At 36.4% G+C, this 16330-nt stretch carries 16 protein-coding genes; 7 read left to right on the top strand and 9 right to left on the bottom strand.

The annotated features are described in order from the left end of the window. Positions 1 to 92 precede the first annotated feature (92 nt). The 7 genes from NO991_RS12255 (at position 93) to NO991_RS12225 (ending at position 6493) form a co-directional block, all read left to right on the top strand. On the top strand, positions 93 to 845 hold the full coding sequence (locus NO991_RS12255; protein ID WP_138619173.1) for a phosphosulfolactate synthase: 753 nt from the start codon (positions 93 to 95) through the stop codon (positions 843 to 845). 62 nt (positions 846 to 907) lie between these two features. Continuing rightward, positions 908 to 1600 (top strand): phosphoadenylyl-sulfate reductase, encoded by a 693-nt coding sequence (locus NO991_RS12250; RefSeq protein WP_371352066.1) that lies wholly within the window; start codon positions 908 to 910, stop codon positions 1598 to 1600. Positions 1601 to 1614: 14 nt separating this feature from the next. Beyond that, positions 1615 to 2304, top strand: a complete 690-nt coding sequence (gene pseF, locus NO991_RS12245) for a pseudaminic acid cytidylyltransferase (protein ID WP_294413444.1) — start codon at positions 1615 to 1617, stop codon at positions 2302 to 2304. Beyond that, positions 2304 to 3263, top strand: coding sequence for a hypothetical protein (locus NO991_RS12240; RefSeq protein WP_371352065.1), 960 nt, complete (start codon positions 2304 to 2306; stop codon positions 3261 to 3263). Before pseF ends, NO991_RS12240 begins: the two co-directional genes overlap by 1 nt. Further along, positions 3260 to 4153, top strand: a complete 894-nt coding sequence (locus NO991_RS12235; RefSeq protein ID WP_371352064.1) for a DapH/DapD/GlmU-related protein — start codon at positions 3260 to 3262, stop codon at positions 4151 to 4153. The genes NO991_RS12240 and NO991_RS12235 overlap by 4 nt, the downstream gene beginning before the upstream one ends. Before the next feature lie 4 nt (positions 4154 to 4157). Then, a complete protein-coding gene (gene pseI, locus NO991_RS12230; protein ID WP_138619183.1) occupies positions 4158 to 5213 on the top strand; it encodes a pseudaminic acid synthase in 1056 nt (351 codons plus the stop codon). Continuing rightward, positions 5192 to 6493: a DUF4910 domain-containing protein gene (locus NO991_RS12225; RefSeq protein WP_371352063.1), complete on the top strand. Its 1302-nt coding sequence runs from the start codon at positions 5192 to 5194 to the stop codon at positions 6491 to 6493. Before pseI ends, NO991_RS12225 begins: the two co-directional genes overlap by 22 nt. A 17-nt stretch (positions 6494 to 6510) precedes the next feature. Here the strand turns inward: NO991_RS12225 and NO991_RS12220 are convergent, their stop codons facing one another. The 9 genes from NO991_RS12220 to flgL all read right to left on the bottom strand — a co-directional run bounded on the left by NO991_RS12220 (position 6511) and on the right by flgL (position 16329). Then, positions 6511 to 8589, bottom strand: coding sequence for a 6-hydroxymethylpterin diphosphokinase MptE-like protein (locus NO991_RS12220; RefSeq protein ID WP_138619187.1), 2079 nt, complete (start codon positions 8587 to 8589; stop codon positions 6511 to 6513). Between the two features lie 7 nt (positions 8590 to 8596). After that, on the bottom strand, positions 8597 to 8893 hold the full coding sequence (locus NO991_RS12215; protein ID WP_171043852.1) for a hypothetical protein: 297 nt from the start codon (positions 8891 to 8893) through the stop codon (positions 8597 to 8599). Then, complete coding sequence (gene fliS / locus NO991_RS12210; RefSeq protein WP_138619191.1) at positions 8883 to 9311, bottom strand: flagellar export chaperone FliS; 429 nt, start codon at positions 9309 to 9311, stop codon at positions 8883 to 8885. The genes NO991_RS12215 and fliS overlap by 11 nt, the downstream gene beginning before the upstream one ends. A 41-nt stretch (positions 9312 to 9352) precedes the next feature. After that, a complete protein-coding gene (gene fliD / locus NO991_RS12205; protein WP_138619193.1) occupies positions 9353 to 10759 on the bottom strand; it encodes a flagellar filament capping protein FliD in 1407 nt (468 codons plus the stop codon). Between the two features lie 26 nt (positions 10760 to 10785). Beyond that, a complete protein-coding gene (locus tag NO991_RS12200; protein ID WP_138619195.1) occupies positions 10786 to 11202 on the bottom strand; it encodes a flagellar protein FlaG in 417 nt (138 codons plus the stop codon). A 79-nt stretch (positions 11203 to 11281) separates the two neighbouring features. Further along, entirely contained in the window at positions 11282 to 12244 is a 963-nt protein-coding gene (locus NO991_RS12195) for a flagellin (protein ID WP_138619197.1), read from the bottom strand. 162 nt (positions 12245 to 12406) lie between these two features. After that, positions 12407 to 13372: a flagellin gene (locus NO991_RS12190; protein WP_138619199.1), complete on the bottom strand. Its 966-nt coding sequence runs from the start codon at positions 13370 to 13372 to the stop codon at positions 12407 to 12409. A 414-nt stretch (positions 13373 to 13786) separates the two neighbouring features. Further along, a complete protein-coding gene (locus NO991_RS12185; protein ID WP_138619201.1) occupies positions 13787 to 14749 on the bottom strand; it encodes a flagellin in 963 nt (320 codons plus the stop codon). A gap of 347 nt (positions 14750 to 15096) precedes the next feature. Beyond that, positions 15097 to 16329 carry a flagellar hook-associated protein FlgL gene (flgL, locus tag NO991_RS12180; protein WP_300583707.1) on the bottom strand — a complete coding sequence of 411 codons (1233 nt, stop codon included), beginning with the start codon at positions 16327 to 16329 and terminating at the stop codon, positions 15097 to 15099. Position 16330: the final 1 nt, after the last annotated feature.

The following is a 16330-nucleotide window of genomic DNA, read 5'->3' as shown; positions in this document are numbered from 1 at the left end:
AATCTATTATGAAGTAAAATAAAACAAACAGATACAGTAATTCAGGCATAGATAATGCTTAAGCTATCATATATTTTAAAAAAGGATTAGATATGAAACTCATCGACCAAAGACCAACTAAACCGCGCCAAACAGGTAAAACTAATGTGCTTGATAAGGGGTTGGGTTTAGAGCAGCTCAAAATGCAATTAGAAGCCTGCGGTGAATTCATAGATGTTATCAAACTTGGCTGGGGAACATCATTAATTACTCCCAATTTAGAAGCAAAATTAGATTTAATTAAATCTCATGGTATAGAACCTTGCCTTGGTGGTACCTTGTTCGAATATTGTTACTTGACTAATAAAGTGGATGAATACATCGATTTTCTTAAACAACATAAATTATCTTTAATTGAAATATCTGACGGTACAATTTCAATCCCACAAAAAGAAAAAAACGAACTAATTAGCCGATTTGCCAAAGACTTTACTGTGCTTTCTGAAGTGGGCAGTAAAGATGATAAGGTGGTTGTTTCTCCATCAAAGTGGGTAGAGCAAATAAAAAGTGAAATTAATGCTGGAGCAAAAAGTATTATTTTAGAAGGAAGAGAAAGTGGAACAGCTGGCTTATATCGAGGTGATGGCGAAATAAGAATGGGATTAGTCGAGGAGGTAATGGAATCAGGTGTTGAAATCGACAAATTAATCTTTGAAGCCCCCAAAAAAGCCCACCAAGTTTTCATGATTAAGCAATATGGCCGAGATGTAAATATGGGAAATATTGCATATGAAGATGTTATCTCTCTAGAGACACTTAGACTAGGGTTGCGCTCTGATACTTTGTGCTCAATTCATCTCAAATAAATTTTTCTAAACTTCGGCCGATATAATTAAAAGTAATTTAATTCTGAAGTGATGGAGTTATGATGTTGGACACAAATATAGATATCGACTTAATCAATAAACGCATGGTTAGCTGGAATGCTAGCCAACGTATAAGCTGGGCTCTAAAAAACTTACCTAAACAACATATCGTTAGTACTAGTTTCGGTGCCCAAGCTGCCGTTATGCTCCATTTAATGACATTCCATAAGCCTGATATTTTAGTTGTTTTTATTGATACGGGTTACCTATTTGATGAGACAATTGAATTTTCAAAACACCTAACATCTACACTTAACTTAAATTTGAAAACATTTAGGCCATTGCTCGATAGAGAAAAATACGAAAAAAAATTTGGAAAAGTTTGGGAAAATGGTTTAGAGGGCTTGGAACTTTACAATCAAAACCGGAAAGTTGAGCCTATGCAACGCGCATTAAATGATTTACATGCGGCAACATGGTTCTCCGGAATAAGGAAGGAACAGTCACCCACACGTGAACAAAAAATGTTTGTTGAATTATCAAATAATCGATACAAAGTGTCTCCTATTCTAGATTGGACCTCCGAAGATATTGATAGCTACATAAAAGATAACTCTCTAGAGTACAACCCCCTGTGGCATAAGGGATATATTTCAATCGGTGATACTCACACTACTAAATCAATATATGAAGTAGAAAGCATAGAACAAACACGCTTTTTTGGATTAAAGCGTGAGTGTGGCTTACACGAATAAAGACTGGACAATAAATGAAAATAGCGATCATTCCTGCCCGTGGTGGGAGTAAGAGAATACCCAAAAAAAATATTAAGCTGTTCTGCGGTAAACCTATTATCGGGTACGCAATAACAACAGCTATTAGCAGTGGTTTATTTGACAAGGTGGTTGTATCTACTGACTGTTTTGAAATAGCTGAAATAGCAAAGCAATTTGGCGCTGAGGTTCCCTTCATGCGTGACCCTGCACTAGCTGATGATTTCGCTCCTACCAGAGAAGTAGTTCAAGATGCCTTAAACTTTTTTGAGCAAACACAAAACATTGATTACATTTGCTGTATTTACCCAACTACTCCATTTATAAATCCAGAACAGTTGATAAATTCATTTGATATGCTCAATCAGTCAAACAAGAAAAATGCTTGTTTCAGTGCTACTGAATTCCATTACAGCCCATATAGGGGATTTACCCAGACAGAAAACGGACTTGAGCTTTTATTTCCTCAACACGTGAGCAACAGATCGCAAGATTTACAGAAAGCTTACCATGACGCTGGACAGTTTTATTGGTATAAAACAATCAACGATAAGGAAATTAAAAAAGTTATAGATTCATCTGACGCACTAATACATATATTACCTCACTATTTAGTTCATGATATAGATACTCAAGATGATTGGGTTAGAGCTGAATTGTATTATAAAGCAATGAAACAGAATTAATGGCTATTGGATTTAATTTTGATGCTAACTCAAGTGTTGGTTATGGACACCTTAACCGATGCAATGAAATAGCTAAAGAACTAAAAAAAAGAAAACAAAAAACCATTGCAATTGTCGGAAAAAATTTCAATAACTCATTTATAGATCTATACTTTGATGAGGTCATAAAAATAAATAGTAGCTTTTCAGATGCTGGTGAAATTGCGCAAATATGTATTGAAAAGAATATTCCCAAACTTTTAATTGATCATTATCAATGTGATGTGATCTTCCAGGAAACTCTAACTTCCTATGGGATTATGTTTGGTCAATATGATTTTAAGTGCGAAGGAAGTTATTTAGGTAAGTTTGTAATAAATATAAACCCTTGTGCGAATAAAGGCTGGTACAAAAAGGCGGTACTAAATAGAGAAATCAAGCTGCTTTGCGGCGCTAAATTTGCCATCATAAACCCTAATTTGGTTACTAAACCTTTAGAGGGTGAGGGTGTATTTGTTTGCATGGGCGGTGGTAATGATAATGGTGTTGCCGCCAGCATAATCAACCAGGTTAGTAGGGTATACAAAGGTGAGATCCACCTTGTAGCATCATCCTTATCTAGCTCAGTTCCTTTAGTAGAAAAACTAAACAACGCTAACATTACAACTCATGTTGACTTAAGTGATTATTCAGAAATAATAAAACGCTGTCATTATGCTATTGTTTCTGCAGGCACCTTAAGCTATGAAATGGCATATATTGGTATACCATTTAGTTGTGGCTACTTCGCTGAGAATCAAATAAAAATAGCTAACTCTTGGCAACAATCAGGCTTAGCACATAGTTTAGGTTGTCTAACAAGCAAAATAAGTGGGCAACCCTTCAAGGAACTTCTGAATAACATTTCTCTTAAAAAACCACGGAAGCCACTTATCGATGGGTTAGCAGCAAAAAGAATAGCAGAGGTATTGCTTACATGATCAAAATCCCTTTAAACGAAATTTTATCTGTATTTGATGATATTAAAACACAGAATATTGATAGTGACATTCAAGCAAAATGTACAGATTTTTGTTGGGGAACAGGAGAAAAGTGCATTGTACTCGCAGCAAATAAAAAATACTTCCAACAAGCTATAAACAATAGCAATGTAATTTGCATAATAGCTCCTGAAGTAATCATTCAGACTGATAAAGCGGTGATAACAACTAATAGATTCGATGATCTATTTCATTACATTCATAATACTTACTTCTCGACAAAAGATTTAATAACCCACTATGTGAGCCCAACAGCTTCAATTAGTGAAAATGCTGTTATTTGCCCTCCTGTTCACATTGGTCATAATACAACCATATGTTCAGGAGCATATATTGGAAAAAACACGGTGTTAAATGATGGTGCATACATAGCCCAAAACTGCACTATTAGTACCGAAGGAATGCTTGCGAAGTCAATAAATGGCATAAAAAAGCATATTACTCATTATGGTTCAGTCATTATTGGTAAAGGATGCTACATACATGCAAATTCAAACATTTCAAAAGGATTGTTTTACTCGGGAAAAACACTTATCGGTGATTATTGCCACATAGGAATTGGCGTAAACATTGCTCATGATGTTGTTATCGGACAATCCACAGAAATTAGTGGTAACTCAAATATTGCTGGTAGATCAACGATAGGAAGTGATGTGTGGATTGGCGCCAATTGTACGATATCAAACTGGGTTAAAATTGGAGATAAAGCAAAGGTTAGAATTGGTTCAACTGTTGTAAGTGATATACCCGAAAAAGCTGATGTTTCGGGTAACTTTGCAATAAAACACACTATTAACCTCAGAAAATTCATAGAAGACCAGGCAAGCTAACACTATGTTTAATAAATCAATTGTAATAGATAATTTCAACATTCAAAACTACTCAAAACCTTATTTAATTGCAGAGATATCAGGTAATCATGACAATGAGATTGATCGTGCTAAGAAGTTAATATTAGCAGCGAAAGAAAATGGTTTTGATGCTGTAAAAATTCAATACTTTACTGCTAATGATATGACATTGGATATCAGTGAAGGTGACTTCATTGTAAAAAGTGGTTTGTGGAAAGATCGTAGCTTGTTTGAACTTTATGAACAAGGTGCAACCCCTAAGGAGTGGCTCCCCAATTTATTTGATTATGCGAAAGAGATAGGTATCACTCTATTTTCTTCCGTATTTTCTTATCAGGGACTTTGTATTTTAGAAGAATTAGGCTGCCCTGCATACAAAATTGCTTCTTTTGAAGCAATGGACCTAGATTTAATTGAGGCGGCTGCTAAAACGCTAAAACCTGTGATTATTTCAACCGGTATCATAGATAAAGTTGGGATAGAAGAGGTATTAGACACATGTAAAAAAGTAGGGAATAGAAATATCGGTTTAATGCATTGTATAAGTAACTACCCTGCCCCTTATGACAAATTTAACTTATCAACAATCGCTGATATGCAACAAAGCTTTGAAATCCCTATTGGGCTTTCTGACCATAGTACGGATGAAATATGTTCTCTTATTGCTATTGCCAACGGCGCTTCGATGATCGAAAAGCATATTACCGTAAGTCAAAAAGACGGAGCAATTGACTCTGAGTTTTCTTTACCTATTTCCCTAATGAAAGAATTCACTGATAAATTACGAAACGGTTTCGCCACTATTGGTAAGGTTGACTACAGTAACTCGTCACCACGCAAAAACTTCCGTTCACTATATGCTGTTAAAGATATCCCAAAAGGACAACTTATCACTAGTGACATGATAAGAAGTATTCGCCCTGGCCATGGCTTACCCCCAAAAAACAAAAACAAAGTATTAAAGTGTACAGCAAAACAAAATATTAATGCAGGAACCCCTTTAGATTGGAGTCTACTATGTCAAACTTTAAAGAATTAGACGGAGAAGCACTACATCAAATCGCACAGGAGTTATTTCCTATTTGCAGAAGCATTACCGGTAATGGTGTTAGAAAGACTTTAGATATTATTGATAATTATATTGAGGGGTACTCATTAGTTAGGCATGAGGTACGTTCCGGTACCCCAGTATTTGATTGGACTGTTCCTAAAGAGTGGAGTATAGAAGAAGCATGGATAAAAGATTCTAAAGGGAATACCGTAGTAAATTTTAAAGACTCAAATTTACATGTACTTGGCTACTCAACCCAAGTCGATAAAATAATCCCGCTTAATGAGCTACAAAAACATCTGCATTCATTGCCTGAACAGCCTGAAGCAATTCCTTATGTTACATCTTATTATGAGCCTCGATGGGGGTTTTGCATAACAGACAAACAAAGAAAGTCTCTAACTGAAGATGATTACCACGTATTCATTAACAGTAATCATTTCGATGGTTCCTTAACCTATGCAGAACTTCTTATCCCGGGTAAAAGTAAAAAAGAAATTTTAATATCTAGTTATGTTTGTCACCCCTCACTCGCAAATAATGAACTTTCAGGCCCCCTTGTCTCTTTGGCTTTGATCAACTGGTTAGCAAAAAGTGAGAGTAACTTTTATAGTTATCGCTTTGTTTTTACAACCGAGACTATTGGCACTATCACCTATTTAAGCCGTAATTTAGAACATTTAAAAAATAATATTACTGCAGGCTTAGTTTTAACATGCATAGGGGATGACGGCGACTATTCAACTGTACAATCACGTTATGGCGATAACTTGAGTGACAAAGTCGTTCAAAAGGTATTAAGTGAAAACTATAAAAATGACGCAAAGATATACTCTTTTTTAAAAAGAGGAAGTGATGAACGCCAATATTGTGCACCCAATATCGATTTACCAATTACTTCTATAATGAGGACAAAGTATGGAGTTTATCCTGAGTACCATACTTCATTAGATGACTTAACTTTTATGACCCCCTCTGGTTTAAAAGGTGGGCTAGACTTTGCTAAGAAGTGTATTCAATTATTTGAAAAAAATCACAAGTATATTACAACTAAGTTATGTGAACCTAAATTAAGCAAATATAACTTGTATCCAACTCTTAGCAAAAAAGGTTCATCAAATATTGCTAGGAATCTTCTTAATATTTTAGCTTACTGTGACGGAAAAAATGATGTTATAGACCTGGCTAACATTCTTGGAATCAGCACTGATGAAGTTATAAACTTAATAAAGATTGCATTAGAAAATAAATTAATAGAAGCGCTTTGAATAAAACGCTTCTTTTTTCACTCCAGTCCCCAGTCACATGGCTTATCATAACTCTCAGGGAAATCAGCTTCCATTTCGTCTAAATACTCATTCCACATGTCTAGACCCTCTTTAAACCAATTAAGTGTCAAGTTATCATCCTCATAGCTATACAAAAGAGTTATCAATGGGCAATGATAATATAACAAAGAGCCTTTGAATAATTGAAAGTAATAACTATAACGCCCCCCTCTCAAAGAATACACATACCTCGATTGGCGTCGAAGAATATCTAAACAATCTTGACGACTCGAAAAGCTTGATTGAGATATATCTTTTATGTGTTTTGCAATAGTAGAGAAAGCTTTTAAGTCAAGCATTTGATAATCATCATCCTTTACTGACTCACTGATAAACTGAGTATTTTTTATATATTCAACAACCTCATTTTTATCTGTAGAAAGGCTAGGAATTAAGACTTCTTCTTCTGTTAGTGGATAAGCTCCTTTTAGTTTTGCACCATGGCCAACATTATAGTAATTAGAGTTTGGTTTATGTTTAATTAATAATTCCATTTGATTTTTAGAAACCATATAGAAATTATTTGCATAAACTATATTTCCAAGATTCCCTTCGACTTCATGATCGTAACCGCTGAGAGGCTTAAACTGTCGTTTTAAAGATGAATCATTGTAAATAGAGTACTTAGAATGATGCTCCCCAGAACCTGTTATCGCATTATCCACACCAATTAAATAGATATTTTTGAACCCAAATGAACTAGCATAAGACAAAGCTGTATTTGCAACTAAAGGGTTTGAATAGGGAATTATTTCTCTACGCAACAACCCATTCCCTATTCTAGCCAAAGCATAATAGTCTGAACCTGCTTCGTTCCCCTTTATTGCAAGACCTGTCCATTTATAAAGCTCAGGAGTATGTGAGTAAATAACATTAGTTGTTAATAAATTTAAATCCGAATAATCTTCTTTCTTTTGAGTCTCAAGCAAAATTTCATAATTACGTTTAGGACGCTCGATTAAAACATGAAAGTCTGGCTTTATACCCATTTTAAGCAGTGAACCTAAGGCGGTTCCTGCAGCCAAAATAATTGCATTATCTTTATTTTGTCTTAGTAATTCTTCCGCACTATCTAATGATGGTCCATTACCCACGACAAAAACAGGTATTTCAGCTACATCATCAGCTACAACATTATCACTTATCCAAAATGGCAAGTTACTATTCATATGTTTAATTGTGTGAGCTATGCTAGTAACCGCATCATTGTAAAACCCAAAGCCATTCTGAAATTGATAAAACTGCTTAAAGAAATTTGAAATTAATGAGTTTAATTCTTTATTTGGGTAGTGTTGATAGCAAAAGGTTTTAGATATTGAAAAAGCTCCAATATCTTGTACAACTTTGTAAAGTGAATCAAAGAAGTTTTCATAGCTAATTCCTAGATGTATAAATAAACAACCTAATGAATCATCTATTCTTTGAATAATTACATCCCACTCTATACAAAAAAGACTTGCAAAAAATAGTTCAAAGTCAGGTTCCACGATGTGGATATAATCAAACTCAACCTTATCAAGCATATATTCAAGATGGTATCCTAAACCAATACCAAAAATCATTGCGCTAGGGAAGCGATCTGGCAGTTGTTTCAATGTATCAGGTTTTTGTTCTCTTATATTAGCTAGTAATTCACTAATTTTATTCATGTATTTGACATGAATGCGATTGTCTTTCTTCTTTTTTCTGAAATCATATTTAACCGCACTAATAGCAGGTTTATTTAGGTTTCTTTCAACTTGTTCAACGCATTGGGAGTAAGGGTTATCACTATATAAAGGTACTTTCTCACCTTTTTTAACGAAATTTGCTTTAAGTTCTTGGGTTACATGTAAACAAAAATCATCCCGAGTTTTATAATTTTTAATCGCTTGAGCAATTTCAGGATAGTACTTTTCAAAAGCAGTTAAATTATTAGTAAACCGAATGTTAGCCTGCTCAGCAAACTTCTCTTCATTTATCTGTTGCTGCAAAGAACTATCAAGTTTTTCTGCGAGCGACTCGATTTGCTGTTCTAAGCTCGATTCTTTAGTCATATGGCTCTCATTTAATACTTTTATAAATGTCTAATTTTTTTTGCGTTTTGAGATGTGTGCCCAAAGATTTTGCTGTTTCGACCTTCAAAGCTGCGACTTTTGTCACCAAGTTATTAAAATCATTTAAAATTGATTCAAGACGACTAACATCTGTATTTGACATGTAAGACGAAGCAAAACACTGTTCCAGTAATTTTTCGATCTGTTTAGTATTTGCAACGGCATCGTCAATATTCATATTTTCAATATTTTTTAACAAAGAACAGATGCAAGTATCTAGTTGATCTAAGCGCTCAGCCAACATTAGCATCAACACCGTTTTCACTCAGTGTTTGCTGACGAATATCATTTGGGATTGAATCCCATGCAGATTTGATTTCTTTTAATAAGCTCGAAACTTCATCTATAACGGTTGGATCATTCTTAATGCTCGCATCAAGAAGGCGGTCTAGCATATATGAGTATAATGCATAAAGGTTTTCTGTAACCTCACCGCCAACTTCAAAATCTAAGCACCCTCTTAATGCTTCAAGAATCGCAGATGCCTTGGATAAATGCTCACTTTTAGCTTCAAGATGCTTTTTCTCAATTGCAACTTTAGCTAATACCATTTTTTCTAATGCCCCAGCCATTAACATTTGGATTATTTCATAACGATCAGCACCCGCGACTCGCGTTTTTAGTGCTTCTTTCTGGTAATTTTTTACTTTCGCATTATACATAATTCACCTAAAAATAATTGCTGGAGATGTTAGTTGCTACACTAAGACTTTGATTTAGTGAACCCTGGTAAACTAGATAACTGAGCGCTCAAATAAGTTTGAGTTGATTGCATCTGAGCCAATAGTACATCTAGACCAGAATACTGTTTACGGAGCCTAGCTTCTAGCTCAGTCATTCTGTATTCATGATTAGCGACATCATCCTCTAGATCATCTAACTGAGCGTTTAAGTTTGTTTCTCTTTGTTTAATTATACCGTTAGAGTCAACATAGTTTTCTAATAAAGTTTCAAATTGTGTAGCTAACCCGTTTTCACCTGCAAAAGCCTTGCCAATATCATCATAATTTTCATCCATAGCTTCGTTCAAACTACGAACTAAGGACGATTTTTCTAAATAACCGTCTTTATTTACACCTAAACCAATATCAAAGATACTTTCAAATGGGCCCGCATCTGTTAAGTTGACAGATAAATTATTGACCAACTGGGACTGTAAAGAGCGAATCGTTGCATCACCATTGAGTGGCTTACCCACTCTTGATTGAAAGCCTAACTGCCCTATTACATTGTTATAATTCGCTATAAATTCATCTACAAGCTTGGTGACACTTTCACGATCAACCTGAACTGATAACTTTGCAGTTTCACCATCGACACTTTCTCTTTTAGCTGTAATGGTCATGTCTTGAACAGCATCTTTAAACGTGTTGGTATCATTGGTAATAGTAATACCATCAACTTTTATCGAAGCGTCTTTAGCTTCATCACCTGACCCAATCGCAATACCACCAGCAGTAACACCATCGTTAGCAAGTGTCGAAACATTATCAAGTTCAGCAGTATCGTTCGTAATTACTAAGTCATTACCAGTACCTGTAACAGATGAAGTTAGGACAAGCTTAGACTCTGTACCTGTGTTAATAATATTGGCAGTTACGCCAAAATTATCATCTGAATCATTTATAGCATCACGCAATTCAGCAAGAGTTGCACCTGCATCGAGTGTTAAGTCAAAGCTCTTATCACCAGCAGCAAAAGATAAAGTACCACCTGATGCGGTAACCACATCATCAGTGGATGCAAAGAGGCCATCATTAGAAGTAGCTCTACTACCCTGAGCAAGCTCAACCACTTCAATATTGAAGTCCCCAGGAGAGATATCTGAAGTTGGTGTTACTGATATCAGATCTCCATCATCACTTGTAGGCTGTTTGATAGTTGCAATTCTTTTGTTAAAGTTATCTGGATCAGCTAACTTCTCGATGGTATCTTGCAATTTAGAAAGAGCAGATTTAATTTCACCTATGGCTGAAAGCTCTACCTGTAAAGACTCTTCTTTTGCAACAAATGCGTTCATTTTAGGAGTGTTTTCAGCACTTACGGTTGCTGAGATAATGCTCTCAAGATCTAAGCCAGAGCCGATTCCAGCTGAAGTAATTAACGGCATTGTAACCTCCTGAAAATATTACATTGTTATGCTGAATGATTAAATAGCATGCCTTTATTAGTTAATTTATCGGCAAATTCATCCAAAGCTTTAGCCACTTCTCGAAACTCTTCTGTGGGTATCTCACGGATCACCTCTTCACTTTCTTTATCGAGAACTTTAATGATCGGTGGTTCACCTAGCTCATCAAACTCAAAAATTAAGTTCGTTGCAGTTACCGGTATATATTTATTAAGCTTCTCAAGATTTTCTTTTACTTCGGCAATCATATCCTGCTTTTCTTGACGCTTTTTACTTGAAACTTCATCAATATTTACAGGTTCTCTACCTGCAATTTCTGTGCCTTTATTAAGCTTCTCTTCATCTAATACTGATTTTACAGAAACACTGTTTGTAGTATTAACATTGTCTGAAGCTCTAGCTGCGGAATTAATATCTATCATTTCTATCTCCAGATGTTATCTATTAAATTATAAGTCACTGCACTGAAAATTTCCTCTGTACAGCGACTTAAAACTTAGACTAACCTAGTAACGAAAGAGCTACTTGTGGGCGCTGATTTGCTTGACTTAAGATAGAACTACTTGCTTGTTGTAAGATTTGCATCTTAGTCAAGTTAGCAGTTTCTGTTGCAAAATCAGTATCTTGAATACGTGAACGTGCAGCAGTTAAGTTTTCAGCTATATTTGATTGATTTCGGATTGTTGATTGGAAACGATTTTGAACCGCACCTAACTCAGCGCGTTTTTTATCAACAACAGCGATCATTGCATCCATACCTGCTAATACTTGCTGCGCATTAACTTGTGAAGATACGCTAATAGTTGTTGCGCCGAATGCAGAGAAGCCAACTGTTGCTGCTGTTAAACCTGTACCAACATCACTAATACCTGCAGCTAGTGTCGACATACCTTTTCCTGTCACACCTGAAGCGACTTGGGCTATGCCCGACATAGTAAAACCACCATTAGCAGTTAGTGAATTTGCTGTACCACCAACATTTTTCATGCTAAAGCTAATTGTTTGAACTGCATCAGCACCGACTTGGAAGCTGGCATTATAAGTTCCATCGAGAAGGTTTTGACCACCGAAGGTAGTATCTTCAGCCACTCGATTAACTTCTGAAGCTAATGAACGAATTTCTTCTTGAAGAGCAAGACGATCTTCATCAGTATTCGAACCATTCGATGCTTGTTGTGCAAGCGTACGAATACGTTGGAACATTGATGTTACTTCGTCTAGTGCCCCCTCAGCAGTTTGTGCAAGAGAAATACCATCGTTCGCATTTCGGTTACCTTGATTAAGGCCGTTAACTTGTCCTGTTAAACGGTTAGTGATCTGCATACCCGCTGCATCGTCTTTCGCACTATTAATACGTAAGCCTGATGATAGTCGTTGGAATGAAGTGTCTAGGGAGTTGCCAGATTTCATTAACTGACGCTGTGCGTTCAAAGAACTCACATTAGTATTTACATAGATAGCCATGTTAGCCTCCGCTTTATCTTTTAATAGCTAAACAGCGGGATACCCCTACCCTGCTATTTAACCGACATAGAGTCCTAGATTGATAGTTCTCTAAATCAGTTATCGTCTGATAAAGCGAAAGCTTTAGCTTTATTTGTAAATTTTTTAACTCTTTTTTAAATTTTAACCTTGTAACAAACTCAAAGCAGCTTGAGGTCTTTGATTTGCTTGGCCTAAAATTGTTTGGCTTGCTTGTTGAAGAATTTGATTTTTTGTCAAATTCGCCGTTTCAGCCGCGAAATCAGCATCTTTAATTCGTGATTTTGCAGCACTTAAATTCTCAGAAATATTCGCTTGGTTTCGAATAGTCGATTGAAAGCGGTTTTGTACAGCACCCAATTCAGCACGTTTTTTATCTACCACAGCAATCATAGAATCCATAGCTGCGAGCACTTGCTGAGCATTTACTTGAGAAGATACACTTATTCCACTTGCAGTAATATTACTAAAACCTGCTGTAGCTGCAGTTAATCCCGTGCCTATATCACTAATACCTGCAACTAATGTAGACATTCCTTTTCCGCTAACGCCTGAAGCAATACCAGCTATACCCGACATAGTAAAACCACTATTTCCAGTTAGTGAATTAGCAGTACTTCCAACATTTTTCATACTAAAACCGATAGTCTGAACGGCATCAGCACCAACTTGAAAACTAGCTGAGTAACTACCATCAAGAAGGTTTTGACCACCGAAAGTAGTGTCTGCAGCAATACGATTTACTTCAGCAGATAACTGACGAATTTCTTCTTGAAGAGCAAGCCTATCTTCATCCGTATTTGAACCGTTTGCTGCTTGTTGTGCAAGAGTCCTAATTCGCTGAAAGCTTGAAGTAATTTCCTCTAATGCCCCTTCAGCAGTTTGCGCAAGTGAAATACCATCGTTCGCGTTACGGTTACCTTGATTCAAACCTAGAATTTGTGACTGTAAGCGGTCAGAGATTTGCAAACCAGCAGCATCATCAGCCGCACTGTTAATGCGAAGACCTGATGAAAGACGTTTAAAAGAGGTATCAAGATCTGTACCTGTTCTATCCAACTGTCTTTGTGCGTTTAATGCACTAACATTAGTATTTACATATAAAGCCATAATAAACTCTCTTCTTTTCTGTCAAAGTTAAGTCACTTTAAAAGTGAATTTGACAAAGTGACTTGTTACAGCGGCAAACCTGAGTAGCCTGGGGCAAAAAACTGCCACTTTGCGGATTAATTAGTTAACTTGAAAAGATAAGAGCAATTAGTAGGCCAACTATTCGAAAAAATAATGAAAAAGGCTCCATCTGGAGCCTTTTTAAGAGATAAGTTTAAGAGTGGGTTCAATTGACACAAATTATGGCATAATTTGTGCTTTATATTTTATGTTCTTACAAATGTTAGAACACTACTGTCAGGATTTTGAGCGCCTCCGCTTTATAATCCTAATCTAGCGCCTTTGTTAATACCCCATTAGACAAAGGCGCTTTTCTTTTAAGTCAAAGTTTTGACTTCACTTTAACTCAAACTATTAACCTAGTAAGCTTAATGCTGCTTGAGGACGTTGATTCGCTTGGCTTAAGATTGTTTGGCTAGCTTGTTGTAAGATTTGCATCTTAGTTAAGTTAGCTGTCTCTGTCGCAAAGTCGGTATCTTTAATACGAGACTGAGCTGCACTTAAGTTTTCAGAGATATTAGCTTGGTTACGAATCGTTGATTGGAAACGATTTTGAACCGCACCTAGCTCTGCACGCTTTTTATCAACTACCGCAATCATTGCATCCATACCAGCCAAGATTTGTTGTGCATTAACCTGAGAAGACACGCTGATTGTTGTTGCACCAAAAGCTGAGAAGCCAACAGTTGCAGCAGTCAAACCTGTACCTACATCACTAATTCCTGCAGCAAGAGTGGACATACCTTTTCCTGTAACTCCAGAAGCTACACCGGCAATACCTGACATTGTAAAACCACCGTTAGCAGTTAGTGAATTTGCTGTACCACCAACATTTTTCATGCTGAAGCTAATTGTTTGAACTGCATCAGCACCGACTTGAAAACTTGCAGAATAAGAACCATCAAGCAGGTTTTGACCACCAAAAGTAGTATCTTCAGCCACACGATTTACTTCTGATGCTAAAGAACGGATCTCTTCTTGTAGTGCTAAACGGTCTTCATCAGTGTTTGAACCATTTGCAGCTTGTTGTGCAAGCGTACGAATACGCTGGAACATTGATGTTACTTCATCAAGAGCACCCTCAGCTGTTTGTGCTAAAGAGATACCATCATTTGCGTTACGGTTACCTTGGTTAAGGCCGTTAATTTGTGATGTTAAACGGTCTGAAATTTGTAGACCAGCCGCATCGTCAGCTGCGCTGTTGATACGAAAACCTGATGATAAACGCTTGAATGAAGTGTCAAGTGAGTTACCAGAATTCATTAATTGTCTTTGAGCGTTTAATGAACTAACATTTGTATTTACATAAAGTGCCATGATATTTCTCCCGAAGTAAACTTATCATTTACTCTCAAACTTACTCTAATTAAGCCGTAGCGGTTATTTGCTACGTTGCTTGGTTAATTAAGTTATCGGTCCGGTAAAAAAATCCTTTAGTGAATTTTTAAACAATTTTTCATTTTTTATTTAATGCGCTGTATTTAAAGGAAAAATATTTTAAAACTTTAGCTAAACATGGCTGCTGGTTACCTTGAAAGCCGCTATCACGATGTTTTACTAAAGATATAAATACTAAAAAGAAAGCACTAAAAGCACTTTTAAAGTGTGAATCTTAAGGAAGGTTTTATAGGTTAAGCTCATAAAATGAGCTTAACCTATAAAAATTATAAGTAATCAAATAAAGAAAGGTTAGCCAAACGGCCAAATGTTGCCTGTGCAGCTTGCAGTGATGTTTCTTGTTTGGTAAGTTCAGTAATCGCTTCAGCCATATCAAGCTCAACAAGCTCAGCTTTTGCAGCTTTATTGCTAGTATCTAAGTCACCGTTTGATTGTTCAATTTTCTTGGCTGTATTTAAGCGACCACCCAAACCTGCCTGTACAAGTGAAACCTGATTTTTAGCATTATCGAGTTGTACAATGGCATCTGCTAAAACTTGATCAAACTCTTCCTGGGTTAAATCAGGATTGGTTAGTCCTGCTATCAGGTCATCCAAAGTATTTAACGCATTCTCTTTTTGTGGTGCTTCAAGGTCAACATCAACTTGGCCGTTTGCAACAGGCGAAACAGAAATTTCCATACCTTGATATTCAATTTTGCCGCCTTCAAAGCTGCCACTATCAATCGTTACACCCGCTTGCTGCACAACAAATGTATTAGGTGTGCCTGTGGTAGTAATAAAGCTTAGTGTATTAGCATTTGCGGCTGCGGCAGGATCAGCGTTGTAATTTGCCTGATGAAACTTATCGAAATCAGCTTGCTCAGTAACATAAATTTTTGAGCTTGAGATACCGCCTGACACAGTGCCATCGTTTGAGGCCACATTTAGTCGAGCATTTACTTTTTCGAACGTATCAAAACCATTGTCACTTGATTTAATTTCTACACCTTCAGCTACTTTGATTTTGTGTTGCCCCTGATCGCCACCATATTCATAGCGACCAGAAGTATTATTAAAGGTGTAAGACGGAGTATTATCTTGGTAACCTGAAAAGATAAATTTACCGTCTTCGGTCTTTGCATTCATCAAATCAAGTACCGTACTTTGCAATGCTTTAACTTCTTCAGCAATACCTTCACGGTCGATATCACTATACGCACCATTACCAGCTTGAATAGATAAAGTATAAGCAGACTCAAGCGCACCTTTAATATTTTGCAGCACACTTTCTTCTGTTGTTAGGCGGCTATTCAGCATAGTAATGTTTTTTGTGAACTGCTCATTACCCTGAATGCGATCTGTATAAAGTAGTGCGCGAGCCGTTGCGGAAGGATCGTCAGCAGCAGTTAATACACGCTTTTGGGTATTAACCTGCTCTTGCGCTTTGTTTACATTTTGTTGTGAGTTAAGAATAGAATTAAGGTTATTCTTATACATCATGTTATTTGAAATACGCATA

Source organism: Pseudoalteromonas sp. DY56-GL22 (assembly GCF_041414715.1).
Lineage (GTDB): Bacteria > Pseudomonadota > Gammaproteobacteria > Enterobacterales > Alteromonadaceae > Pseudoalteromonas > Pseudoalteromonas simplex.
Note: the sequence above shows the minus strand (reverse complement) of the source record. Positions and strands in the feature narration are given on the sequence as shown.